Below are 23,708 nucleotides of genomic sequence, written 5' to 3'. Positions count from 1 at the left end.
GGGTCAGGACTCCTTGCGGGAGGTGGCGGGGGCGGAGGCCGTGGCGGTCGGCGCGGTTCCGGCCCGCGAGAGGACGAGCAGCAGCAGCCAGGTGATGAGGAGGCTGAGGATGGAGACGGCCACCGACATCCGGGCCTGGGCACCGGAGATGGAGACGATCCACACCGCGAAGGGCCGGAAGCCCAGCAGGGAGGCGATGGTGAACTCGCCGAGCACCAGCGCCAGGGTGAGGAAGGCCGCTCCGGCGAGGGAGGTCCGCAGGTTCGGCAGCAGCACCCGCCGCACCACGTACGGCCAGCTCGCGCCGCAGCTGCGGGCGGCCTCGACCAGGGTCGGGACGTCCACGGCGCGCAGGCCCGCGTCCAGCGAGCGGTGGACGAAGGGCAGCGCGAGCACGGTGTAGGCGAGGACCAGGACGACGGGGAAGCGCTCGTCCTGCACGGCGATGAAGGTCTGGTAGAGCGGGGTCCGCGACAGGTGCTCGGGGCCCCAGCGGAGCACGGTGGTGATGCCGGTGACCAGGGCGATGGGCGGGACCACCAGCGGCAGCATGCACACCACCTCCACCACGGGCCGCAGCCCGGGCGAGCCGATCCGCACGGCGATCAGCGCGGGCACGGCCAGCAGCAGGGACAGGGCGATGGTGGCGGCGGCCAGGCCCAGGGAGAGCAGCAGGCTCTGGGCGAACCCGTCGGCGCCGAGCAGGTCGGTGTACGCCTCGAAGGTGAGGCCCTGGCCGGGGACGTGCACGGTGAACACGAAGGAGGCCAGGAGGGGGAGCAGGAAGTACGCGCCGGCCAGGGCGAGTACGGCGCCGCGCCACACCCGGGGGCGGGGGCGGGCCGCCATCCGCGCCCGGACGGTGTCCCGCCGCGGAGCCGCTGCGGCGGCGCCGGCCGGCCGCGCCTTCCGGGCGGCCGGCGCGGCGCCGGCCGGCGCCCCGGAGGTGTCGGCGGTCTCGGAGGTGTCGGCGGTCTCGGCGGTCTCGGTCATCGCAGCCATCGGGCGCTCCGTCGCTGGAGGGGCAGGTAGACCGCCATGACCAGGCCGGCGATCAGGATCATGTCGAGGCCGAGGGCGAGCGCCACGTTCTCCTGGCCGGTGAGCACGTTGCCGGAGAGGGCGTCCGCGATCTTCAGGGTGACCAGCGGCACGGAGCCGCCGACGAGGGCCGCGGCGGTCGCGTGGGCCGCGAAGGCGGTGCCGAAGAGCAGGACGAACCCGCCGAGCAGGGAGGGCGCGAGCACCGGCAGGCCGACGTGGCGCCAGAACTGCCGTGCGGTGGCCCCGCTGTTCTGGGCGGCCTCGCGCCACTGGGGGCGCAGTCCGTCCAGCGCGGGGACGGTGACCAGGACCATCAGCGGGATCAGGAAGTACAGGTAGACCACGGTGAGGCCGGTGAAGGAGTACAGGTCCCAGCCCAGGCCGGTGAGGTCGGCGAGCCGGGTGACCACGCCGGAGATGCCGGCGGTGGCGATGAAGGCGAAGGCCAGCGGGACCCCGCCGAAGTTGGCGAGGACGCCGGAGGCGGTGAGGGCCGCCGAGCGCAGGGCGGTGGAGCGGGAGGTGACCAGCGCCTGGGCGATCAGGACGCCGAGGAGGGTGGCGAGCAGGGCGGTCAGCGCGGAGAGCCGGACGCTGCCCACCAGGGAGCCCAGGTAGGGGCCCTGGAGGGAGCGGGCCAGGTGCTCGCCGGTGACCCGGGTGGCGCCGCCGTCGGGGTCGGTGCGGGTGACCGCGCCGAAGGCGATGGCGCCGAGGGGGATGCCGAAGCAGAGCCCGGTGAAGACGAGGAGGGGGAGGGCGGCGAGCCAGGTGCGCGGGCCGCGCCGCCGGCGGCGGGGGGCGGTGCCGCCGGCGGGTCCCTCCGTGTGAGGGGTGGTGGTGGGTGCGGACATCAGCTGAGGGCCTTGTCCCACTTCTCGGCGAGGACGGCCTTGGCCTTGTCGAGCTCGGTCGAGGCCGGGAAGGACGGGGTGCCCTGGACCTGGGGGAGCTTGGTGACGGCGTCCTTGTCGGCGGTGCCGTCCTGCGTCATGTTCGGGAGCAGGACGGGGCGGGCGTGGCCCTTGAGCCAGATGTTCTGGCCCTCGGTGCTGTAGAGGAACTCCATCCACAGGCGGGCGGCCGCCGGGTTGGGGGCGTCCTTGTTGATGGCCTGGGAGTAGAACTGGGCGTAGACGCCGTCGGCGGGGACGACGGTCTTCCAGTCGACGCCCTTGTCCTTGAACTGCTCGGCGTAGCCGGCGTTGAGGTAGTCCCAGTCGATCGAGATGGGGGTCTCGCCCTTCTCGACGGTGGCCGGGGTGGACTCGACGGGGATGAAGTTGCCGCTCTTGCGCAGCTGGCCGAAGAAGTCGATGCCGGGCTGGATGTCGGCGAAGGAGCCCTTGTTGGCGAGGGCGGCCGCGTAGACGCCGCCGAAGGCGGAGCCGGACTTGGTCGGGTTGCCGTTGAGGGCGACCTTGCCCTTGTACTCCGGCTTGAGCAGGTCGGCGAAGCTCTGCGGGCATGTGGGGATCCTCGCGGCGTCGCAGCCGATGGAGACGTAGCCGCCGTAGTCGTTGTACCAGCGGGCGTCGGCGTCCTTCTGGGAGGCGGGGATCTTGTCCCAGGCGGTGACCCGGTAGGGGGCGAAGAGGTTCTCGCCGGCCCCGCTGCGGGCGAAGGCGATGCCGAGGTCGAGGACGTCGGGGGCGCGCTTCTGGCCCTTGCGGGACTTGACGGCGGCCATCTCGTCGGCGCTGGTGGCGTCCGGGTTCTCGCTGGAGACCTTGACCTTGGGGTACTTGGCCTGGAAGGCCTTGACCATCTCGCCGTAGTTCGCCCAGTCCGGCGGCAGGGCGATCACGTTGAGCTGGCCCTCCTTCTCGGCGGCCGCGACGAGGGCGTCCATGCCGCCGAGGTCGGCCGCGGAGGCGGCGGTGGCCGGCTGGGCCTTGCCCTTGGCGTCGCCGCCGGCGGCGGCCTGGTCGGGGGCGGCGCCACACGCGCCGAGGGTGGCGAGGGCGGCGGCGCTGAGCAGGACGGCCGCACCGCGACGGGCGGAGGAACGGAACACGGTCTCTCCCGGAGACGAAGGGGGGATCACTTGTCAGGCGTCACTTGTCTGAACAAGTTGGCCCCAGTTCGCCCGGGCCCGCTGTACGGGCGGTGAACGGCGCCTGGACCGGGGGGCACGGCTCGGAGAAAACACGAGAATGACCGAAAGAAGTCGTGACAGGACCCACTGGGATGATCATGAGTGGCGGTGCGGGAGGACCCGCACACGGCGAGCGGGGGGCGAACGGCATGGGCACGGTCCGGTATCTGGAGATCGCGGAGGAGCTGCGCCGGGCGATCCTGTCCGGCGCGTACCCGGTGGGCGCCCGGCTGCCGTCGGAGAGCGATCTGGCGGCCCGGTGGTCCGCCTCGCGCGGCACGGTCCGCCAGGCCGTGGCCACGCTGGCCGCCGAGGGGCTCGTCGGCTCCAGCCAGGGGGCCCGCAGGATCGTCCTGCGCCACGAGCGCCGGCACAGCTTCGGCGAGCTGAACAGCTTCGCGCAGTGGGCCGAGGGGGTCGGCCACGAGGCCCGCAGCCGCTTCCTGTCGCGCACCCGGCGGCCCGCGACGGCCGAGGAGGCCGAACGGCTGGCGCTGGCGCCGGGGACGGAGGTCCTGGCCGTGCTGCGGCTGCGGCTGCTGGACGGGGAGCCCACCATGGTGGAGCGGACCGCGTACGCCGACTGGGTCGCGGCGGCCGTCGAGGCCATGCCGGAGGACTGCCGCTCGGTGATGGACGGCCTGGCGGCGGACTCCGGGATCGTCGCCCACTACGGCGAGCACCTGATCGACGCGCTCCCGGCGGGCAGCGAGGACGCCCGGCTGCTGGAGATCCGGCGCGGGAGCCCGCTGCTGCGCCAACGGCATGTCTCGGCCACGCGTACGGGCCGTCCGATCGAGTGGTCCGACGACCGCTACCGGGCCGGCAGCGTCACTTTCAGTGTGAGCAACTCGGCGGTAGCCGCGCCGCTGGAGCGGCACCCGGGCGGCGGGGAGCGCTGAGCGCCCGTCCCGCTGCCCGGGTCCCGGCTCCACCGCTGTAGGGTCCCAGCGCGAGCGCCCGTCCCCTCTCCGACCGGATCCGAGGAACACCCTTGATCGATGTGCACCGGCTGCGCGTCCTGCGCGCCGTGGCGGACCACGGCAGCTTCAACCGGGCCGCCGCGGCCCTGCGGCTGACCCCCTCGGCGGTCTCCCAGCACATCGCCTCGCTGGAGCGCGGCCTCGGCCATCCGGTCGCGGAGCGCAGCACCCGCGGGGTCACCCTCACCGAGGCGGGCCGGCTGCTGGTGGAGACGGCCGAGACCATCACCGCCGAGCTGGACCTGGTCCGCGCGCGGATCGACCGGCTGGCCGCCGGCCGCCCCCGGCTGACGGTCGCCACCTTCACCAGCGGGGGCCGCCACCTGCTGCCGGCGGCGCTGGCCGCCTTCGTCGCCGCGCATCCCGAAGTGGAGCTGACGGTGCTGGAGGCCGAGCCCGAGGCCTCGCTGCCGATGGTCCGGGCCGGGGCGGCGGACCTGGCGCTGGCCTACCACTTCGACGGCCCGCTCCCCTCGGGGACCGGGCTGTCCTGGCTGCCGCTGCTGGAGGACCCCCTGTACGCGGTCCTGCCCGCCGGACACCGTCTGGCCGGGCGGGCGGCGGTCGAGCCGGCCGAGCTGGCGGCCGACCGGTGGGTCATGGGGTGCCTCAAGACGGAGGCCTTCCTGCGCCGCTACGCGGACCGGGCCGGGTTCGAGCTGCGGACCGCCGCGTCCACCACCGACTACTTCTTCGCCCAGACCCTGGTCGGCGCCGGAGTCGGCGTCGCGCTCGTCCCTCACATCGCCCTGGCCCCGCCGCCCGGCTCGGCCGTGGTCCCGCTCGCCCCGCCCCGGCCCGCCCGCCACCTCGGCGTCGCCGCTCCCCTGCGCTCCCCGCAGCCGTACGCCACCGCCCTCGCCCAGGCCCTGAGGACCTCGGTCGGCGAGGGCGGCGAACACGGGACAGGGGGCCCCGCCGCGTAGGAGCATGGAACCGGCCGGGGGCGGCGGAGGGGGGCCGGGGTGTTCGTGGCATACGTGGTCGGCGAGGGGCGTTGGGCGCTGTGGCTGGTGTGCGCCTGCTACCTCGTGGTCGTGTACATCACCAGCCGCGGGCTGATCGCGGCCCCGCGCTACCGGATGCTCCAGGCGCGCCTGCACGGCTGCCGGGTCCGGGCTGCGGTGTGCGCGGCCTCCGCGGCCCGGGACGGGGCGGACGCGGCCGTCACGGCCGCCGCGCTGAAGGCGGTCACCGACCGGCTGGACCGCCTGGAGCGCAACGGGCAGGTCGCCTGGCGCCTGCTGCCCCGGCGCTGGGTGGTGGCCATCCCGCTGTCCAAACTGGCCTCCGCCTGGCGCGTGCTGCACGAAGCCGAGGCCCAGCTGATGCGCCTGGAGGGCCCGGAGGAGACCGCCCTGCGCGCCCGGGCGCTGCGCCTGCGCCTGGAGGAGGGCGGGGAGCCCGACGGCGCGGCCCTCGTGAAGGAGCTCGCCGCGCACACCGGCGACCCGGCGCACGCGCGGGCCGCGCTGATCGCCGTCACCGAACGGCTGGCCGAGCGCGAGGACGGCGCCTTCGAGCGCGAGTACGAGCTCCAGCGCATCGCGCTGTGGCTGGCCCTCATCGGCATCGGGGCGGTGCTGCTGATCGGTCTGGTCCTCGACCACCGCCTCTCGCTGCTGCTCGGCGGCCTGGGCGGGTTCCTGTCCCCGCTGATCGGCGTCCTGCGCGCCCAGCGGCCCGCCTCCTGGGGGGTCCTCGTCCTGGCGCCGGTCGGCGGGGCGCTGGCGGCGCCGGGCGGGCTGCTGCTCGTGAGGATGCTCGCGGATCCCGAACTGAACCTGCTGGGCCAGGTGTTCCTGGACAACTCCTGGGGCTCCCCCGCGCAGCCCATCTCCCTGGCGATCGCCCTCCTGTTCGGCTTCTCGGGAACCCTGTTCTCCCGCCTCGCGCTGGCCGCCACGGGCCAGCTGATGCCCGCGGGCCGGGGCACCGGGCGCCCGGAACCGACCACCCGGCCGCCCACCGGCCCGTGACGCACCGTGGAACGGCGCGGACGCACCTGCGATCATGGGGCTTCCGGTCGGATTCCCAGAGGAGTGGTGATGCGGGTAGCAGTGGTCACGTTCGACGGATTCAACGAGCTCGACAGCTTCATCGCCTCGGCCCTGATCAACCGCTGTCGCCCGGACGGCCTGGAGGCCTTCATCACCACGCCGACGCCGGTGGTCACCTCGATGAACGGCGTCGAGGTGACGGGGCAGCGCCCGATGGAGTTCGTGCGCGAGGCCGACGCCGTGCTGATCGGCAGCGGGGTGAAGACCCGCGACGTGATCGCCGACGACCGGCTGCTGTCGATGCTGCCGCTCGACCCCGCGCGGCAGCTGATCGGCTCGCAGTGCTCCGGTGCGCTGGTGCTCGCGCGGCTCGGGCTGCTGGCCGGGCGGCCCGCCTGCGCGGACCTGACGACCCGTCCCTTCGTCGAGGCCATGGGCGTCCCCGTGCTGGACGGGCCGTTCCACGTCGAGGGGAACGTCGCCACGGCGGGCGGCTGCCTGGCCTCCCAGTACCTGGCCGCCTGGACCATCACCCGGACCCTCGGCAAGGACGCCGCCCGCGCCGCCGTCGCCTACGCGGCCCCCGTCGGCGAGCAGCGGGAGACCGTCGAGCGCGTCATGTCCGCCATCGGCGCGAGGGACGCCGCCCGGGTCTGACCGGCTCCGACCGCCGGGGCGGGGCGGCCGGCCCGCCCCGGCGGCAGGCGGTTCGGCGGCAGGCGGTTCGGCGGACGGCGGTTCGGCGGACGGCGGTTCGGCGGACGGCGGTCGCGGACGAGGGGTGTCGCGGCTAGGTTCTGGCCTCATGCAACGACGACCGCTCGCCCTGGTTCTCGACGTCCTCCTCATGCTGGTGGGCGCCCTGCTCGGGATCGCGACCAACTACGCCACCAACGTGGAGGGCGAGGTGCCGCTCCCGCTGCGGCTGCTGCGCCAGTGGTCGATACCCCTCGTGGGGGTTGGGCTCCTCGCCCTGGTCGGCGGCCAGTTGTGGCTGCGCTGGCTGGAGCGGCGGCCGGTGACGGCCCCCGTGGCGTGGACGGCCGGGCAGCCTCCGTACCCGGGGCTGGAGGCCTTCGGGGAGGAGGACGCGGCCGTGTTCTTCGGGCGGGAGCGGGAGACCGCCGCGCTCGTGGCCCGGCTGCACCCGGCGGCGCCGGCCCGGGCGCACCGGTTCGTGACGGTGGTCGGGCCCTCCGGCTCCGGCAAGTCCTCGCTGGTGCGTGCCGGGCTGCTGCCCGCGCTGACCGGGCGCCGCACGCGCTGGACGGCGTACCCGCCCCTGACCCCAGGCACCGACCCGGTCGGCGCGCTGCGGCGGACCCTGGACGGCCCGGCGGCCGACGGGCGGCCGCGGGTGCTGGTGGTGGACCAGCTGGAGGAGCTGCTGACCCTGTCGGGGCCGCGCGAGCGGGCCGCGTTCGCCGCCGCCGTGCGCGCGGAGCTGACGCGGCAGCCGGGGCTGTGGCTGGTGGGCACCCTGCGCTCGGACTTCCTGACCGGGTTCCTGGAGGCCGAACTGGCCTTCCTCGTCAGGGATCCGGTGGTGATCGGCGCCCTGGAGCGGGAGGCGCTGCACGAGGTCGTGGCCCGGCCGGGCGCGGCCGCCGGGGTCTCCTTCGAGGCGGGCCTGGTGTCCCGGATCGTCGACGACTGCGGGGGCGGCGACGCGCTGCCGCTGCTCGCCTACACCCTCCAGGAGCTGTACCGGCTGGCGGGCGGGCCCGGCTCGGTGGTCCGGTACGTCCACTACCGGGAGGTCGGCGGGGTCGCGGGGGCGCTCGTCGGGCAGGCCGACCGGATCCGCGCCGAGCTGCTGGGCCCCGGCGGGGTCGGGACGCAGGATCCGGACCCGGTGGTGGGGACCCTGCTGCGGCTGGTCACCGTGCAGGGCGAGGAACCCGTCCGCAGGCGCGTGGCCCGGTCCGAACTGGCGCCCGCCGAAAGGGAGATCGCCGACGCCTTCGTCGCCGGCCGGCTGCTGACCTCCGACGCGGGGGTCCTCGACCTGGCCCACGAGGCGCTGCTGCGCCGCTGGCCGCCCCTGCGGCGGGCCGTCGAGGAGCACGTCGAACAGCTGCGGCGGCGCGGCGCGTGGGAGCGGTGGGCCCAGGAGTGGGAGTTCGCGGGCCGGGGCGAGGCCTTCCTGCTGACCGGGGAGCGGCTGGCCGCGGCCCGTGCCTGGCGGGAGCACGCCCCCGCCGGGCTGGAGGTGTCGGCGCTGGTGGCGGAGTACGTGGAGCGCAGCGCCCGGGCGGACGGGGCGGCCCGGGCGCGTACGGCGGACGCGGTGGCGGCCCGGGTGCTGGAGAGCCGCGAACCGGAGACGGCCGTCGCGGTCGCCCTCGCGGCGGTCACCGAGTGGGCACCGACCCCGGCCGCCCTCCAGGCCCTGCGGACCGCGCTGGACGGATCCCTGCTGCGGGCGGTGCGCGGGGGCTCCGGTGCGGCGGTGACCGGCGCGGCCTGGTCCCCCGACGGGGCGCGGCTCGCCGCCTGTTCGGGGGACGGCCGGGTGCGGGTCTGGGCGGCGCGCGGCCTGGAGGAGGGTCCGCAGGACGCGGACGGGGCCGGGGAGGCGGCGCCGGTCGTCCTCGACGTGCCGGGCGGGGCGCCCCGTACGGTGGCCTGGTCGCCCGACGGCGCCCTGCTGGCCTGCGTCGGGCGGGACGCCCGGCTGACCGTCTGGGACACCGCCGGCTGGCGGCCGGCGGCCGCGCTGCGGCAGCCCGGCGCCGAGGGCGGGTCCGGTGGGGGGCCGGCCGCTCTGGCGTTCTCCCCGGACGGCCGCCGGCTGGTGTCGGCCGGGGCCGGCGGGGGGCTGCGGCTGTGGGACACCGCCCCGTTCGCCCCGGCCGGCGCGCTGGAGGCCCCGCCGGGAACGCTGGGGTGCGCGGCCTGGTCACCCGACGGCGGCCGGATCGCCGCCGCCGGGGAGGACGGGGCCGTACGGATCTGGTCCGCGGCCGGCGGCGGGCCCGTGGCGGCCGGCGCCGCCCACGAGGACGCCGTCACGGCCCTCGCCTGGTCACCCGACGGCTCCCTGCTCGCCTCCGCCTCCGCGGACCGCACCGTGGTGCTCCGGGAAGCCGCCACGGGCCGCACCGCAGGGGTCCTGCGGAGCATGGACCGGGTCGACTGCCTGGCCTGGTCGCCGGACGGGACCCGGCTCGCCGCCGGTGACCAGCACCGCAACGTCCGGATCTGGGACGTGGAGGCCGCGGCCGGGGCCGACGGAGAGGGCCCGGCCCTCTGGCTCACCGGACACCTGGACACCGTGCACGCGGTCGCCTGGACCCCCGACGGGCGTCGGCTGGCCACCGCCTCGCAGGACGGGACGCTGGCCGTCTGGGAGCCGGCCGCGCCGCCCACCGTGCTGCGCGGGCACACCGACTCGGTGTGGCAGACGGCCTGGTCGCCGGACGGCGGCTGCGTGGCCAGCGCCTCGGAGGACGGGACCGTGCGCCTGTGGCACGCCCCGGAGTTCGGGCCCGCACGGGTACTGGCGACGGGGCAGTGCGGGGACCTCGCCTGGTCCCCGGACGGGTCGCGGCTCGCGGTGGGCCGCCGCGACGGCGCGGCGGCGCTGTGGCTGCGCGACGGCACCCCCGCGGCCGAACTGCCGGGCGGGCACGGCGCGGAGGTGTCGGCGGTGTGCTGGTCCCCGGACGGCACCCGGCTGGCGACGGCCGCGCGCGACGGCCTCGTCCACCTCAGGGACGCGGCCGGCCGGGGGCCCACCCGGGTGCTGCGCGGCCACGGGGACTGGGTCACGGGGGCCGACTGGTCGCCGGACGGCAGACTGCTGGCCACCTGCGGGACGGACCGGACGGTCATCGTCTGGGACGCCCGGACGGGCCAGCGGCTGCGGACCCTGGAGGGGCACGAGGACCAGGTGTGGGAGGTGGCGTGGTCGCCGGACGGGCGCCGGCTGGCGACCGGGTCCCGGGACCGCACCGTCCGCCTGTGGGACCCCGCGGCCGACGGGCCGTCCGGGGCGCTCGCCGTGCTGGCCGGGCACGACGACCGGGTGCAGTGCGTCGCCTGGTCCCCGGACGGCACCCGGCTCGCCTCCGTCTCCCGCGACCGGACGGTGCGGCTGTGGGACCCGGTCGCGGCCGGGCCCGTCGCCGTCGTCGGGCTGCACGCCGACTGGGTCAACGGGCTGGCCTGGTCCCCCGACGGCAGCCGCATCGCCACCTCCTCGCGCGACCGCACGGTCCGCCTGTGGACCCCGGCCGCCCCGGACGGCGCCGCGCCGCTGCTGCGCCTGGCGGCGGGGCGCGTCCTGCACCCGCCGACGCCGGAGCAGCGCCGCAGCCACCAGCTTCCGCCGGCCCGGACGGTCCCGCGGCCACGCGGGTGAAGTGCGCCCCGGCACCGGTTCCCGGCCGGGGGACGCCCCGTTGGAGGGGCGTGAACACCCCCATAGACCCGATAGACCGCCCCCGGCCGGCCCTGGCCGGCCCGCCCCTGCGGACCCTGCGGGGCCTCCCGCCCCGGAGTCTGCCCGTCGCCCCGCCCCCACCCGGCCTTCCGCCGGAGCCGGCCGGCCCGCCGGCTCCCCGCATCCTCTCCTGGCTCGACGGCGGGGTCCTCTCCGTCGGCCTGGCCGGGGAGTTCGACCACTACGGCTGTCTCCCCCTGCGGGCCCTGCTCGACGACGGCGCCGCCCTCGGCGCCCGCCGCCTCGTCCTCGACGCGGCCCGCGTCACCTTCTGCGACTCCGCCCTGGCCCACCTCCTGGACCGGTGGTCCCGTACCGGCCGCTCCTGGGAGCTCGCCTCCGCCTCGCGCTCCGTGCGGCTCCTGCTGGACCTCTGGGCCCGGCTGGGGCGGTCCGCCGGGCCGCCCTGACCGGCCGGCGGACCGCGCCGCGGAGGGGAGCGGGGGCGAGGGCGTCACTTCCGCGGTCCGGGTGTCGTTAGGCGCTCGGGGCTGATTCGGGGGACGAAGGGATGGCGTGAATGCGGCAGTTTCCGCTGGAGATGCACCACGTGGCACCGGGGCGCCTGGTCGAGTGGAGGTTGCGCTCCACGACCGCTGCGGGCGCGGCGGACCGGAGGGCTTCGTTCAACCAGGACAAGCACTTCACCGTCGCCGAGGAGAGCCGCGCCGACGGGGACCGGGTCGCCTCCTGGGTGGCCGTCACCTTCGAGGTCGAGGGCGCCCTGGACGAGGCGGTGCTGGCGCGGGCCCTGCTGGGCTTCGTCCGGCGGCACGAGGTGCTGCGGTGCGAGTTCCTGCGGCTGGCCGGGGAGGTGTCGTGCGCTCCCCTGCCGGCGGACGAACTCGCCCTGGAGACCGAGGAGGTGGCCGCGCACGGGTCGGCCGACCGGCTGGGGGCGTTCCTGTCGGAGCGGTTCCAGCGGAGCATCGACACCCTGTCCTGGCCGCTGTTCGTGATGGGTGCCGTGGTCCGCCCCGACTCCGCGACCGTGTACCTGGCGTTCGACCACATCGTCTGCGACGGCATGTCGATGCCGGTCGTCGCCCACCAGGTGCTCACCTCGTACGAGGCGCTGCTGCGCGGCGAGGAGCCCGCACTGCCGCCGGCGCCGAGCTATCTCGACTTCGCGGACGAACAGCGCCGCCGCTACCTCTCCATCGACGCGGACGACGAGCGCCTGGGCTACTGGAAGTCCTTCATCGAGCGCAACGGGGAGTTCTTCCCCCGCTGCCCGCTGGACCTGGGCGTCGAGCCGGGCCGGACGTACCCGATCGTCAACGAGGCGTCCTGGCTGCTGGACGCCGCGGAGGCCGAGGTGTTCGAGAAGGTGTGCCGGGAGACCGGCGCCAAGCCCTTCATGGGGCTGCTCGCCTCCGTCGCCGTGTGCCTGCGCGAGGCCGGCGGGCCCGGGGTGTACCGGGGGTTCATGCCGGTCAGCGAGCGCGGCCGCGAGACGTGGGCCAACTCGGTGGGCTGGTTCGTCAACACGCTGCCGATCGAGTTCGACGCCTCCCCCGGCAAGGACTTCGCCCAGGTGGTGGCCGGGGTCGGGGAGGGGTTCCGGGAGATGATGCGGCATCTGGACGTGCCGTTCGTCCGGGCCTGGGAGCTGCTGGCCCCGGAGGAGTTCGCGCTGCGCTCCTGGCCGTACGCGGTGAACTTCTTCTCGTACATCGACATGCGCCGCTGTCCGGGTGCCGAGCGGCACGAGGAGTGGCGGCCGACCACGCACGTGTGGTCGGCGACCGGCAACGGGACCTGCTCGTGGTTCCAGCGGGACGCGGAAGGGCTGCACATGAACTCCCTGTACGTGGACACCCCGGCGGCGCGGCGCGCGATGGACGACTTCCAGGAGGCGCTGCGCCGGACGGTGCAGAGCGTGGCCCGCACGGGCGGCTTCCGCAGGCCGGTCGGGCTGACGGCCCCGCGGCGGCCCGAGCCCGGCCGGGCGCGTGCGGCGGGGCTCAGGGGCTGACGCCGGGGAGGGCGGCGGCCCGGGCCAGCAGCAGGTCCCGTTCGCGGGCGTTGCGGGTGAGGGAGGCCGCCTTCTCGAACTCGGCGCGGGCCTCCTCGTGGCGCCCGAGCCGCTCCAGCAGGTCCCCCCGTACGCTCGGCAGCAGGTGGTAGGAGCGCAGGGCGGGCTCCCCCGCCAGAGCGTCGACGAGCGGCAGGGCCGCCTCGGGGCCCTCGGCCATCGAGACGGCGACGGCCCGGTTCAGTTCGACCACCGGTGAGGGGACCAGCTGCACCAGGCGCCCGTAGAGGGTGGCGATGGCCGTCCAGTCGGTGTCCTCGTAGCGGACGGCCGCCGCGTGGCAGCCGGCGATGGCGGCCTGGAGGGAGTAGGGGCCGGTGCCGGCGCGCCGCAGGGCGTCGACCCCGCGGCGGATCAGGAGCCGGTTCCACCGGGACCGGTTCTGGTCGGCGAGCAGGACCGGTTCGCCGGCGGGGCCGGTACGGGCGGCGGTGCGGGAGGCCTGGAACTCCAGCAGGGCGGCGAGGCCGTGCACCTCGGGCTCGTCGGGCATCAGGGCGGCCAGCTGCCGGGCCAGGCGCAGGGCGTCCTCGCAGAGGGCGGGGCGCAGGAGGTCGTCGCCGGCGGTGGCGGAGTAGCCCTCGTTGAAGATCAGGTAGATGACCTCGAGGACGGAGGCCAGACGCTGCTCGCGGTCGGCGCCGTACGGGACCTCGAAGGGCACCCCGGCCTTGGCCAGGGCCCGCTTGGCCCGGACGACGCGCTGGGCGACGGTGGGTTCGGAGGCCAGGAAGGCGCGGGCGATCTCCCGGGTGGTGAGCCCGCCCACCAGGCGCAGGGTGAGCGCGATCCTGGCCTCGGTCGCGAGGACCGGGTGGCAGGCGGTGAACACGAGCCGGAGCAGGTCGTCGTCGATGTCGTCCGGCTCGGCGGGCTCGGGGGGCGGCGGTACGTCCTCCAGGGCGCGGCCGACCTCGGCGAGCTTGCGGGCGTAGGTCTCCTTGCGGCGCACGAGGTCCACGGCCCGGTGCCTGGCGGTGGCCATGAGCCAGGCGCCGGGCCGGTCGGGGATCCCGGAGGCGGGCCACTGTTCGAGGGCGGCCACCAGGGCGTCCTGGGCGAGCTCCTCGGCGATGCCGACGTCCCGCACGATCCGGGCGACCCCGGCGATGATCCGCGGGGACTCCATCCTGAACACCGTCTCGACCGCACGGGCCGTGGTCACTGCCGTCACGGCCACCCATCAGAGCAGCCGCGCCCCGGCGGGGCAAACCCGGCGCGGGAGGCGGCGGGGGCCGCCTCCCGCCGCCGGTCACATCTCCTGGATCTCACGGACCTCGGCGCCGACGTGCCAGGACGCCGGGTGGGTCTCCAGGAACCGCTTGGTCCACTCCAGGGCCTCGGCCTTGTCCTTGCACTGGAGGAGGGCGTACCCGCCGACGACCTCCTTGGTCTCGGTGAAGGGGCCGTCGGTGACGCTGATGGCGCCCGCGGACCAGTGGAGGCGGGTGGCCTGGGCGGTGGGGAGCAGTCCGGCGGTGTCGAGCATGACCCCGGCCTTGGTGACCTCCTCCAGCAGGGCGCCCATGCGCTGCTCGAACTCCGGCGGGAAGTCCTTCGGGGGGAGGTCCTGCTCGTCGATGCGGATGAGCGTCAGGAAGCGCGGCATGGTGACTCCTCGGTCGGGAGGGCGGGGGCTTTCCCCGCCTCTCACCCCTGCGTCGAACGGGGAGGGCCCGGATCGACGGCTCCCGGAGAAATTCTTCGAGGAATTTTCCGGAGTCAGGCGCACCAGAAGAACATCGTGTCCTGCTGGGCTCGCCGGTCCTCCCGGGTCGCGGCCCATTCCTCGGCCTCCAGGCGGACGGCCTTGAGGAAGACCTCGACGGTCTCCCGGACCTCCGGATCCACCCGGTCCAGCACCGCCTCGTGCGCGGCGACGAACTCGGCGGCCAGCTCGGTCGGGAAGGTCCCCATCCAGGGGGTGGTGTCGCCGGCGGGGGGCAGCCGGACGGGCGGGCCGGACATGAGGATCTGGGAGATGGCGAGGCGGGCCGGGAGGCCGAGGCGCGCCAGCTCCTCGTCCACCGTCCAGAACCAGGACTGGCGCCGCCAGTCCCCGAGGTCGTGGGTGTCGGAGAAGTACGAGGAGATCAGCGCGTGCAGGGCGTAGTGGTAGGCGGGGCCCTCCGTCGCGCTGACGGCGCCGTCCAGGAGCTCCTCCAGGGCCTGGGCCACGGAGACGTCGAGGTCGATGCCCTGGCCGTGCAGCCGCCCGTCCACGGTCCGGCACTTCTCGCGGACGGTGACGAGCGTCCGCTCCTGCTCGGGGGTGCGCTCCACGGCGGTGAGCAGCCGCATCGCTTCGCGCATGCTGCCGGTGCTCATGACTAGGTGCCCCACGGCCACTTCCTTCCCCAGGCGATGTCTCATGATCTCCGAACCGGCCGCTTCGCGCGAAACAGCCGGGCTGGTCCCTACCGGCTGTCCCCCGACCAGTCCCAGCGGTCCGGGTCGGCGGCGCGGCGCCGGTAGTGGGCGCGCCCGCCGGGCCCGTAGCGGCCTATCTCGGTGGGCAGGCGGGCTTCCTCGGCGAGCCGGGCGGGGCTCCAGCCGGTGACGTCGAGGAGCAGCCCGTCCAGGGGGCCGCCGACGAGCTCGCCGTAGGCGTGGCCGGGGCGCGGGCCCGGATCGGGATCGTCGTGGTCGGCGCCGTAGACCCTCCGGCGCGGCGTGCTGAGGTCCATGCCCACAGGATCACAGGCGCCACTGACAACGGGCCCCGCTGGCGCGCCGCCTAGGCTGGGCGGCGAGCAGACACGAGCGAGGAGAGCACCGCCCATGACCCGTGGGGTACACCGGCCCCTGGAGGACCGGGAATTCGACTTCATCACCGGAATGGCACAGGGGACCCCGGTGCTGGCCTACTTCACCGGCACCTGGCCGAAGGCCGTCGAGGCCTCCCGGGCGATGGACGCCGTCGTCGCGGAGGTGGCGCGGGAGTACGGCGCCCGGCTGACGGCCGTCCGCGCGGACATCACCCGCTGCCCGGCCACGACGCGGCGCTACGGGGTGGCGGGCGCGCCGACCGTGGTCCTGCTGCGTTCGGGCGAGGCGGTGGCGACCCACGCCGGCCCGCTGACGGCGTCCGCGCTGCGGGACCTCCTGGAGGGGGCGGGGTTCTAGAGCGGTGCGCGGGCCGGGCTCCGTGTCCTCCCGAGGGTGAACTCGGGCAGACTGGCCGAAAGTGGCATGGGTAAGATAGGTGCCTGAGGCATGTAATGGATGCGGCACGACGGAACCATCCCTTGCGAGGTGTTGTTCTCCATGTCCGAAACCCTCTCCGGCGCCCCGTCCGGCGCCCTCGCCTTCCCGCAGGACCGCACCTGCCCCTACCACCCGCCGGCCGCCTACCAGCCCCTGCGGGACACCCGGCCGCTGAGCCGGGTCACCCTCTTCGACGGCCGCCCGGTATGGGTGGTGACCGGCCACGCCGAGGCCCGGTCCCTGCTCGCGGACGGCCGGCTGTCCACCGACCGGACGCACGAGGCCTTCCCCCTCCCCAGCGCGCGCTTCAGGGGGATCGCCCGGCAGCGGACCGCGCTCCTCGGGGAGGACGACCCCGTCCACAACACCCAGCGCCGGATGCTGATCCCCAGCTTCTCGGTCAAACGGGCCGCCGCCCTGCGGCCCCGGATCCAGGAGACCGTCGACCGGCTGATCGACGCGATGGTGGCGAAGGGTCCGCGGGCCGAGCTGGTCGGCGCCTTCGCCCTGCCGGTGCCGTCCATGGTCATCTGTGCGCTGCTGGGGGTCCCCTACGAGGACCACGAGTTCTTCGAGGCCCAGTCGCGCAGGCTGCTGCGCGGCCCCGCGCCCGCCGACGTCGACGACGCCCGCAAGCGGCTCCAGGACTACCTGCGGGAGCTGATCCTGCGCAAGCGCACCGAGCCGGGCGAGGGCCTGCTGGACGAGCTGGTCCACACCCGGCTGGAGGCCGGGGAGACCGATGTCGACGAGCTGGTCTCGCTGGCCGCGATCCTGCTGATCGCCGGGCACGAGACCACGGCCAACATGATCTCCCTGGGCACCTTCACCCTGCTGCGCCACCCCGAGCAGCTGGCGGAGCTGCGGGCCGATCCCTCGCTGCTGTCGGGGGCGGTGGAGGAGCTGATGCGGTTCCTGTCGATCGCGGACGCGATGCTGCGGTTCGCCACCGAGGAGATCGAGGTCGGCGGGGTCACGATCCGGCCGGGCGACGGGGTGGTCTTCTCCACCTCCGTGATCAACCGTGACGACGCCGTGTTCGCGGCCCCCGACGTGCTCGACTGGCACCGGCCGGCCAACCGCCACCTGGCCTTCGGCTTCGGCATCCACCAGTGCCTGGGCCAGAACCTGGCCCGGGCCGAGATGGAGATCGCGCTCGGCACCCTCTTCGAGCGGCTGCCCGGGCTGCGCCTGGACGCCGACCCGGACACGATCCCGTTCAAACCCGGGGACACCGTCCAGGGCATGGTCGAACTGCCCGTGGCGTGGTGAGCGCCGTGCGGATCTCCGTGGACCGGGACGTCTGCATCGGCGCCGGCCAGTGCGTGCTGGCCGCGCCCCAGGTGTTCACCCAGGACGACGACGGGCTCAGCGAGGTGCTGCCCGGCCGCGAGGACGGCCACGGCAGCCCGATGGTCCGGGAGGCGGCCCGCGCCTGCCCGGTGTCGGCGATCACCGTACGGGAGACGGCGGAGCGGGAGTGACGCGGCGGCCCCCGCCGGCCGGACCGGCGGGGGCCGCCGTCACGCACGGGGTGCGCGGAGGGCGGTCAGATGGGCCGCACCATCTCCGCCTGGGGACCCTTGGTCCCCTGGGTCACCTCGTACTCGACCAGGGCGTTCTCGTCGAGGGACTTGTAGCCCTGCGCCTGAATGGCGGAGAAGTGCACGAACACGTCGGGGCCGCCGTTGTCCTGCTGGATGAACCCGAACCCCTTTTCCGCGTTGAACCACTTCACGGTGCCAGTTGCCATCGGTACTGATCCTCACTCGACGTTCCGCTCGGGCCGCCTGCGCGGCCGTCTCGATACTGCCCACCCGTCCCGCGCGCCACACTCGGAGCACCGCCAACCGGGCGCTTCGAACATCTGCCCGACCCGGCCGAGCACCCGGTCCCGCCGGGTGGGCGCCCGCGCCCCCGCCCCACGGCGGCCCGCTGGTAAAATGGGCGCAAGACTTCAGGCGCGGGGCGCTTTCGCCCGGTGCGGACGCGTACGACGAGCCGGGGACCGTACCGAGGGGTACGGACCCCGGCTCGTCGCCGTTCAGGACCCCGTTCCCCACCCCGCTCGGTTCTCCTCACGGAAGGTTCTGCATGAAGAACCCGTCAGCTCACGGGCGTTTCGGCATCAAGGCCGCGGCGTCGGCAGGCTCCCGCTCCAAGGGCGGGGGCGGCGCCGGCAAGGCCCCGCGGACCCTGGGCCCGCAGGGCGAGTTCACCCTGCCCCGGACGGCCACGCCGGCCCTGCCCCCGGTGGCCTCGTTCGACGAACTCGCACTGCCCGCCGAGCTGGTGGAGACCCTGGCCGCCCAGCAGGTGCGGGAGCCGTTCCCGATCCAGGCGGCCACCCTGCCGAACTCCCTCGCCGGCCGCGACATCCTCGGCCGGGGCCGTACCGGCTCCGGCAAGACCCTCGCCTTCGGCCTGGCCCTGCTGGCCCGCACCGCGGGCCGGCAGGCGGAGCCGAAGCGGCCGCTCGCGCTGGTCCTCGTACCCACGCGCGAGCTCGCGCAGCAGGTGACCGAGGCGCTGACCCCGTACGCGCAGGCCCTGCGGCTGCGCATGGCCACCGTCGTCGGCGGGCTGTCGATCGGCCGCCAGTCGGGGGCGCTGCGCACCGGCGCCGAGGTCGTGGTGGCCACGCCGGGCCGGCTCAGCGACCTGGTCAAGCGGCGTGACGTGCACCTGGAGCGGGTGCGGATCACGGTGCTGGACGAGGCCGACCAGATGTGCGACATGGGGTTCATGCCGCAGGTCACCGAACTCCTGGACCAGGTGCACCACGACGGGCAGCGGATGCTGTTCTCGGCCACCCTGGACCGCAACGTCGACCAGCTCGTGCGCCGCTACCTGAAGGACCCGGTCTCGCACTCCGTGGACCCGCAGTCGGCCTCGGTGGGCACGATGGACCACCACGTGCTGCACATCCACGCGGCGGACAAGGTCTCGGCCGCGACGGAGATCGCCGCCCGCGAGGGCCGGGTGATCATGTTCCTGGACACCAAGCACGGCGTCGACCAGTTCGTGAAGCACCTGCGGGCCATGGGTGTGCGGGCGGAGGGCCTGCACAGCGGGAAGTCCCAGCCGCAGCGCACGAAGACCCTCGGGCAGTTCAAGGACGGCCTGCTCACGGTCCTGGTCGCGACCAACGTCGCCGCGCGCGGCATCCACATCGACGACCTCGACCTCGTCGTCAACGTGGACCCGCCGGCCGACAGCAAGGACTACCTGCACCGCGGCGGGCGCACCGCCCGTGCGGGCGAGTCCGGCAAGGTCGTCACCCTGGTCACGCCCAACCAGCGGCGCGACATGGTCCGGCTGATGGCCGACGCGAAGATCCGGCCCACCATCACCCAGGTGCGCTCGGGCGAGGCGGCGCTGAGCCGGATCACCGGCGCGCGCAGGCCCTCCGGGGTTCCGCTGTCCGGGGCCCTGCCGACGGACGCCAAGGGCCGGCCGAGCGGTACGGAGCTGGGCTTCCGCGGCCTCGGCACGCGCCCGGGCCGGGCCGGGCGGGGCAAGGAGTCCCGCAAGACGATCGAGGCGCGCCAGGCCGCCGAGGCCCGCCGCGCGGCCCGGGTCCGCAAGGGGCTGTGACGGCCCGGGGTGTCCGGCCCCGACCTGCCGGACACCCCCCCGGAATCAGGCCCGGCGGCGCCGCCGGGCGGTGACGATCGCGCGGGTGACCACCGGCGGGAGCAGGTCCTTGGCCAGCCTGCGCCAGCCGGCCCCCGGCCGGGGCGCGGGCTTCGGGGCGGGCGGCGGCGTCACCGGCTCGGGCGTGGCGCGCAGCGGCTGCGGGGCGGGCGGGGCGGCCACGCCGTGGTCGCCGATGCGCACGAGCGGCCGTCCGCAGACGGTGTCCACGCCGTGCCACAGGTCGGTGCGGCCGTCCAGCCAGGCGAGCAGGGCCGCCTGGTGCGGCTCGGGGTCGTCCCAGGTGGCGTAGAGCTTCGCGGCGGACACGGCGATCACCTTCAGCCCGCCGACGGCCACCGCCTCCCAGACCGCGGCCGCGACGCCGGGGCAGTGGGCGGAGCGGTAGTCGTCGAAGACCACGACGGCCCCGGGGGCGGCGACGGTCTTCGAGGAGGCGATGTCCATGACGACGTGCTCGTGCAGGTGCGAGGCGTCGATGTGGACGAAGCGGCAGCTGCCCGGGCGCACCCGGTCGGCCACGACGGAGGTCGGCGCCTGGATGACGGTCGGCAACTCCTCGTGGAACGCCAGGTAGTTGGCCTCGAAGCCGCGCCGGGTCAGGGTGGGGTAGGAGTCCCGCACCTCTTCGAGGTTGCTGTCGTCGGGCGCGGGCGAGTCGAAGAGGTCGACGACGGTGAACTCCTCGCCCTCCCGCAGGTAGCGGGCGGCGAAGATCGCGCTCTTGCCCATGAAGGCGCCCAGTTCGAGGAGGTCGCCCTTCGCGTCGGCGCTGTCGTTCTGGCGGGCCAGGAACCAGTCGAAGAGCACCTGGTCGTACGCCGAGAACCAGCCCTTCACCTCACTGAACGAGCGGGGTGCGGGCGGTGCGGGCTCGGTGTCGGGGGTGGTGACGGGAGCCTGTGAAACGTGCGACACGGAGAGTCATCCTCCAGCGGAATGGCATCGGTTCAACGCTGATACCCGGCCGGGTACGCCGACCTTAAACCCCCGAACAGCCGTATGGCGAGCACTCCGTGGGATTGATCATTCCGATCGGGGGGCCGCGCGCCGCCGCAGCCGCCGGGCGGCGGCGTTGCGTACGCGGCGGGTCCGGGCGGAGGCGGCCAGCAGGGCCAGCGCCTCGTCGGAGGCGGGCGACCGCACGGCGGTGAGCTGACACCAGTCCGAGGCGGCGGCGAGCTCGGCCGCGGACCAACTCCCGCCGCTCGCCATCGCCTTGAGCAGCGTCCACTCGCGCAGCCGGCGGGCCGGGAACGGGTGCCCCTCGAGGACGGAGCCCAGCGTGCGGGCCCAGTCGCGGAATCCGGCGCCGGGCAGCAGCCGCACGGCCCGGCGGTCGATGTGGGTGACGACGGCGCTCTGCGCCATGACCGGGTCGGGGTCGCGCAGGACGGCGGCCACCGCGCCGGCCTCGTCCGCTCCGCCGGCCGCCCCCGCGGCGGCGAGGAGGTCGAGGTGGCGGGCGTAGCGCCAGCGGTCGGGCCCGGCGTGCAGCGCCGGTGGTGCGGTCTCCTGCCGCCCGGCGGGCTCCCGGCCCTCCCCCGGCGCCGGCGGCGCGGCCGGAGTCTCCCGGGTGCCCCCCGGCGTCCCGCTCGTCTGTATCTCGCTGGTCCCCATACCCCCATTCCACACGACCGCCCGGCCCGTCCGGGGGCCGGGGGCGGTGTCGGGCCCGGAGGCCGCGGCTCCGGCCGGGGCGGGGCGGGCGGGCCCCTCACCAGCGCAGGCCCTGCTCCGGGAGCTCGGTGGGCGGGGTGCGGGGCGGGACCGGGAGGCCGAGCTGGGTGCGGGCCGCGTGCACGGCCGCCAGCTCCTGCCGGCCCGCGGAGCCCCAGTCGCTGAGCTCCCGCACCTGTTCCGGGGTGGCCAGCAGCCGGGCGTACGCCGGGTCCCCGGCCGCGGCGAGCCCCGTGAGGCGGGCCGCCGTACGGGCCAGCGCGGCCCGGTCTGCGTACCGGTAGCCGAGCGGCAGGGCCCCCACGGCGGGCTCCGCCCCGGGGGCGGGGAGGTGCGCACCGCCGGTGGCGCGGGCGACGAGCAGCAGCACCCGCCCGTCGGGGGCGAAGAGCCAGCCGCAGTGTCCGCGGACGGGCAGGTGCGCGGGGACGGGGCCGGGGTGCCAGGTGCCGTGCTGAGGGACGCGGCGGGTGCGCAGGACCCCCAGCCGGTCGAGGGCGGTGGGGGTGGTGGGGCGGCCGTCCTCCAGCAGGGCGGGCCCGGAGCCGCCGATCCGGGCCCGGAGGGCGGCGAGGGCGCGGCGGGCGTCGCCCGGCTCCATCAGGGCGGGCAGGTCGGCGGGCTCGGCGAAGTCGATGCCGGTGATCTCCTGGGCGGGCAGGCGGATGGAAGCGATCCGGTCGGGGGTCCAGGTGCCGCCGTCGTACACGTGCAGGATCTCGCCGGGGAAGCGCATCTCGGGCGGGATCCCCGGGGTGTCGGCGGGGATCCAGTCCACGGCGAGGCCGCGCGGGTAGTGGCCGTCGACCCCGAGCTCCTCGCGCACCTCGCGGGCGGCCGCCGCCGCGGGCGCCTCCCCGGCGTCCACCGCGCCGCCGGGCAGCAGCCGGTCGGGGCGGTAGTCGACGCTCTGCACGAGGACCCGCCCGTCGGTGTCGGTGACGAGGACGACCGCTCCGGTCCAGAGGGCGGCGCGCGAGGCCCCGTACTCCGCCGGGGTCATCCAGGTGCCCTTCCGTCCGGGGTCGTCGGTCAGCTGGGGCATGGGCACTCCGTTCACCGTGGGTGGGTCCGCCGCCTGTGCAACAGCGGGCGCGACCGCCGGGTTACGGCGGGCGGCGGGTGGTCGGGGGCCCGCGGCTTCGCCGGCCGCATACCTCACGGGCCCTCCTTATTGCCCGATTATGTCGATCTTGATACGGTCCGTGATGCGGGCTGGCGGTGTGAAAGTCGCTGGTCCGACCACGTATGCGACCCCGCACTCACCCGTCCGTGTGAGCGGGGGCGCCGGGCGGTGCCCCGGTACGGCAGGGTGGGCGGATGCCGTCGCGCCTGCGCCTCCCGCTCTGGGTCCCCGTCCTCCTGCTGGCCGCCGGGTGCGTCACCGTACGGCCGCAGGCGCCGGCCGGGGCTCCCCGGCAGGAGCCCGCCGCGGTCCGGACCGCATGGACGCCCCGGCCGCCCGCGGCGGAGGGGCTGCCGCTGGGGCCCGTCCCGGAGCCGCAGGACGCGCCGCCGCCCGCCGAGGAGGCGGCCCCCGTACGGGCCCCGGAGCCGGAAGCCGCTCCGCAGCGGCCCGCTCCCGCCGCGCCGCACCGCTCCGACGACCGTCCCCCGCGCCGCGCCTCCCCCGCCCGGCCGACCCACCGCGCCCCCGCCGCGAAGCCGCGCGCACGGCAGCCCGCTCGCCCCGCGCCCCGGCCCGCGCCCCGGCGTTCGTACGACATGTCCGCGCTGTGCGAGGCGGCCAAGGGGCGGGTGGACCCCGCGATCGCGGCCCTGTGCCGGTAGCGGGGCGGGCGCTGTCGGTGGCGCGTGGCACAGTGCACCGCATGGACGAGCACATGCACGGCGCCGCACTGATCGACCGGGTGATCGAACGGGTCCGCGAGCGGGGCTGGCCCACCTGCGAGGCCCCGGACCTCGACGAGCCGGTGCCGGTCGCGCCGGAGGTGCTCGACCGGCTGCGGCTGCCCGGCGGCAGGCCGCTGCCTCCCAGCCTGCGCCGCTGGCTGGCCTTCGACGGCTCCTGGCTCGCCGGCGTCGGCTGGTACGAGGACCCGGCCGCGCCCGTGTTCGGCGACCGGGGGCTGGGGGCCACGGCGGAGTGGATGTACGGCACCGGCGACGGCATGGCCGGCATGTTCGCCGACTTCGAGGAGCTCCTGCCCGCCGTGTGCCTGCCGCTCGTCGGCGGCTGCGACTCGCGCCGCCTGCTCTACCTGGGCTCGCCGGACTCCACGGGCGAGTACCCGGTGCTGGTGACGGACCTCGACGACCTGCCGTACGTGGCCGTGATGTACCCCGGCCTCGACGTGTACCTCGCGGACCTCGCCGAGGTCCTCGACCTGGACTTCGACGACTACACCTCGCTCGCCGCACATCCCGAGTACGCCGCGCGGATGGCCGAGCACGCGGAGAACACCGAACTCGGCCCGGACGGCCTGGAGTTCCACGAGCTGGACCGGCTGGACTAGACGACCCCGACCGCGCAGGCGGGAATTGGGTGGATGCTCCGGCCCCGGCTACCTACAGTGACCGGACACCCCGTCCC

24 protein-coding genes are annotated in these 23,708 nt (G+C 75.5%); 13 read left to right on the top strand and 11 right to left on the bottom strand.

What is annotated here, in order from left to right; all coding sequences use genetic code 11:
* Positions 1 to 3 precede the first annotated feature (3 nt).
* From AB0469_RS08615 to AB0469_RS08605, 3 genes are all read right to left on the bottom strand, one after another.
* Positions 4 to 849, bottom strand: a complete 846-nt coding sequence (locus AB0469_RS08615; RefSeq protein ID WP_366450754.1) for an ABC transporter permease subunit — start codon at positions 847 to 849, stop codon at positions 4 to 6.
* A 140-nt stretch (positions 850 to 989) separates the two neighbouring features.
* Positions 990 to 1,898 carry an ABC transporter permease subunit gene (locus tag AB0469_RS08610; RefSeq protein WP_366450583.1) on the bottom strand — a complete coding sequence of 303 codons (909 nt, stop codon included), beginning with the start codon at positions 1,896 to 1,898 and terminating at the stop codon, positions 990 to 992.
* Positions 1,898 to 3,061: an extracellular solute-binding protein gene (locus AB0469_RS08605; protein WP_366450582.1), complete on the bottom strand. Its 1,164-nt coding sequence runs from the start codon at positions 3,059 to 3,061 to the stop codon at positions 1,898 to 1,900. Before AB0469_RS08605 ends, AB0469_RS08610 begins: the two co-directional genes overlap by 1 nt.
* 230 nt (positions 3,062 to 3,291) lie before the next feature.
* Here AB0469_RS08605 and AB0469_RS08600 point away from each other — a divergent pair, with 230 nt between their 5' ends.
* The 7 genes from AB0469_RS08600 (at position 3,292) to AB0469_RS08570 (ending at position 12,550) form a co-directional block, all read left to right on the top strand.
* Positions 3,292 to 4,044 carry a GntR family transcriptional regulator gene (locus AB0469_RS08600; protein ID WP_366450753.1) on the top strand — a complete coding sequence of 251 codons (753 nt, stop codon included), beginning with the start codon at positions 3,292 to 3,294 and terminating at the stop codon, positions 4,042 to 4,044.
* A 92-nt stretch (positions 4,045 to 4,136) separates the two neighbouring features.
* Positions 4,137 to 5,051, top strand: coding sequence for a LysR family transcriptional regulator (locus AB0469_RS08595; RefSeq protein ID WP_366450581.1), 915 nt, complete (start codon positions 4,137 to 4,139; stop codon positions 5,049 to 5,051).
* Between the two features lie 39 nt (positions 5,052 to 5,090).
* Positions 5,091 to 6,104 carry a hypothetical protein gene (locus AB0469_RS08590; RefSeq protein WP_366450580.1) on the top strand — a complete coding sequence of 338 codons (1,014 nt, stop codon included), beginning with the start codon at positions 5,091 to 5,093 and terminating at the stop codon, positions 6,102 to 6,104.
* A gap of 69 nt (positions 6,105 to 6,173) precedes the next feature.
* Positions 6,174 to 6,782 (top strand): DJ-1/PfpI family protein, encoded by a 609-nt coding sequence (locus AB0469_RS08585; RefSeq protein ID WP_366450579.1) that lies wholly within the window; start codon positions 6,174 to 6,176, stop codon positions 6,780 to 6,782.
* Positions 6,783 to 6,930: 148 nt separating this feature from the next.
* The gene (locus AB0469_RS08580; protein WP_366450578.1) at positions 6,931 to 10,491 is read left to right on the top strand and encodes an AAA family ATPase; all 3,561 of its coding nucleotides are present in this window, start codon (positions 6,931 to 6,933) and stop codon (positions 10,489 to 10,491) included.
* A gap of 50 nt (positions 10,492 to 10,541) precedes the next feature.
* Entirely contained in the window at positions 10,542 to 10,982 is a 441-nt protein-coding gene (locus AB0469_RS08575; protein ID WP_366450577.1) for an STAS domain-containing protein, read from the top strand.
* Between the two features lie 110 nt (positions 10,983 to 11,092).
* Entirely contained in the window at positions 11,093 to 12,550 is a 1,458-nt protein-coding gene (locus AB0469_RS08570; protein ID WP_366450576.1) for a condensation domain-containing protein, read from the top strand.
* Here AB0469_RS08570 and AB0469_RS08565 read toward each other — a convergent pair.
* From AB0469_RS08565 to AB0469_RS08550, 4 genes are all read right to left on the bottom strand, one after another.
* Positions 12,540 to 13,775, bottom strand: a complete 1,236-nt coding sequence (locus AB0469_RS08565) for an RNA polymerase sigma factor (RefSeq protein ID WP_366450752.1) — start codon at positions 13,773 to 13,775, stop codon at positions 12,540 to 12,542. The genes AB0469_RS08570 and AB0469_RS08565 overlap by 11 nt on opposite strands.
* A gap of 87 nt (positions 13,776 to 13,862) precedes the next feature.
* Positions 13,863 to 14,219, bottom strand: coding sequence for a YciI family protein (locus AB0469_RS08560; RefSeq protein WP_366450575.1), 357 nt, complete (start codon positions 14,217 to 14,219; stop codon positions 13,863 to 13,865).
* A gap of 113 nt (positions 14,220 to 14,332) precedes the next feature.
* On the bottom strand, positions 14,333 to 14,938 hold the full coding sequence (locus tag AB0469_RS08555; RefSeq protein ID WP_366450574.1) for a hypothetical protein: 606 nt from the start codon (positions 14,936 to 14,938) through the stop codon (positions 14,333 to 14,335).
* Between the two features lie 89 nt (positions 14,939 to 15,027).
* Positions 15,028 to 15,297, bottom strand: a complete 270-nt coding sequence (locus AB0469_RS08550) for a hypothetical protein (protein ID WP_042813840.1) — start codon at positions 15,295 to 15,297, stop codon at positions 15,028 to 15,030.
* A gap of 94 nt (positions 15,298 to 15,391) precedes the next feature.
* Between AB0469_RS08550 and AB0469_RS08545 the strand changes: the two genes are divergently transcribed.
* From AB0469_RS08545 to AB0469_RS08535, 3 genes are all read left to right on the top strand, one after another.
* Complete coding sequence (locus AB0469_RS08545; protein ID WP_366450573.1) at positions 15,392 to 15,736, top strand: thioredoxin family protein; 345 nt, start codon at positions 15,392 to 15,394, stop codon at positions 15,734 to 15,736.
* Positions 15,737 to 15,877: 141 nt separating this feature from the next.
* On the top strand, positions 15,878 to 17,089 hold the full coding sequence (locus AB0469_RS08540) for a cytochrome P450 (protein WP_366450572.1): 1,212 nt from the start codon (positions 15,878 to 15,880) through the stop codon (positions 17,087 to 17,089).
* Positions 17,090 to 17,094: 5 nt separating this feature from the next.
* The gene (locus AB0469_RS08535; RefSeq protein ID WP_366450571.1) at positions 17,095 to 17,301 is read left to right on the top strand and encodes a ferredoxin; all 207 of its coding nucleotides are present in this window, start codon (positions 17,095 to 17,097) and stop codon (positions 17,299 to 17,301) included.
* A gap of 65 nt (positions 17,302 to 17,366) precedes the next feature.
* Here AB0469_RS08535 and AB0469_RS08530 read toward each other — a convergent pair whose 3' ends face one another.
* On the bottom strand, positions 17,367 to 17,570 hold the full coding sequence (locus tag AB0469_RS08530; RefSeq protein WP_042813842.1) for a cold-shock protein: 204 nt from the start codon (positions 17,568 to 17,570) through the stop codon (positions 17,367 to 17,369).
* Positions 17,571 to 17,911: 341 nt separating this feature from the next.
* Between AB0469_RS08530 and AB0469_RS08525 the strand changes: the two genes are divergently transcribed.
* A complete protein-coding gene (locus tag AB0469_RS08525) occupies positions 17,912 to 19,414 on the top strand; it encodes a DEAD/DEAH box helicase (RefSeq protein WP_366450570.1) in 1,503 nt (500 codons plus the stop codon).
* A 45-nt stretch (positions 19,415 to 19,459) separates the two neighbouring features.
* Here AB0469_RS08525 and AB0469_RS08520 read toward each other — a convergent pair whose 3' ends face one another.
* The 3 genes from AB0469_RS08520 to AB0469_RS08510 all read right to left on the bottom strand — a co-directional run bounded on the left by AB0469_RS08520 (position 19,460) and on the right by AB0469_RS08510 (position 22,199).
* Positions 19,460 to 20,392: a class I SAM-dependent methyltransferase gene (locus AB0469_RS08520; protein WP_366450569.1), complete on the bottom strand. Its 933-nt coding sequence runs from the start codon at positions 20,390 to 20,392 to the stop codon at positions 19,460 to 19,462.
* Positions 20,393 to 20,500: 108 nt separating this feature from the next.
* Positions 20,501 to 21,094, bottom strand: coding sequence for a hypothetical protein (locus AB0469_RS08515; protein WP_366450568.1), 594 nt, complete (start codon positions 21,092 to 21,094; stop codon positions 20,501 to 20,503).
* A gap of 97 nt (positions 21,095 to 21,191) precedes the next feature.
* Positions 21,192 to 22,199: an NUDIX domain-containing protein gene (locus AB0469_RS08510; protein WP_366450567.1), complete on the bottom strand. Its 1,008-nt coding sequence runs from the start codon at positions 22,197 to 22,199 to the stop codon at positions 21,192 to 21,194.
* Positions 22,200 to 22,474: 275 nt separating this feature from the next.
* Between AB0469_RS08510 and AB0469_RS08505 the strand changes: the two genes are divergently transcribed.
* The gene (locus AB0469_RS08505; RefSeq protein ID WP_366450566.1) at positions 22,475 to 22,945 is read left to right on the top strand and encodes a hypothetical protein; all 471 of its coding nucleotides are present in this window, start codon (positions 22,475 to 22,477) and stop codon (positions 22,943 to 22,945) included.
* A 41-nt stretch (positions 22,946 to 22,986) separates the two neighbouring features.
* Positions 22,987 to 23,631, top strand: coding sequence for a hypothetical protein (locus AB0469_RS08500; protein WP_366450565.1), 645 nt, complete (start codon positions 22,987 to 22,989; stop codon positions 23,629 to 23,631).
* The last annotated feature ends 77 nt before the right edge of the window (positions 23,632 to 23,708 follow it).

Source organism: Streptomyces sp. NPDC093801 (genome assembly GCF_040701585.1).
GTDB lineage: Bacteria > Actinomycetota > Actinomycetes > Streptomycetales > Streptomycetaceae > Streptomyces.
Note: the sequence above shows the minus strand (reverse complement) of the source record. Positions and strands in the feature narration are given on the sequence as shown.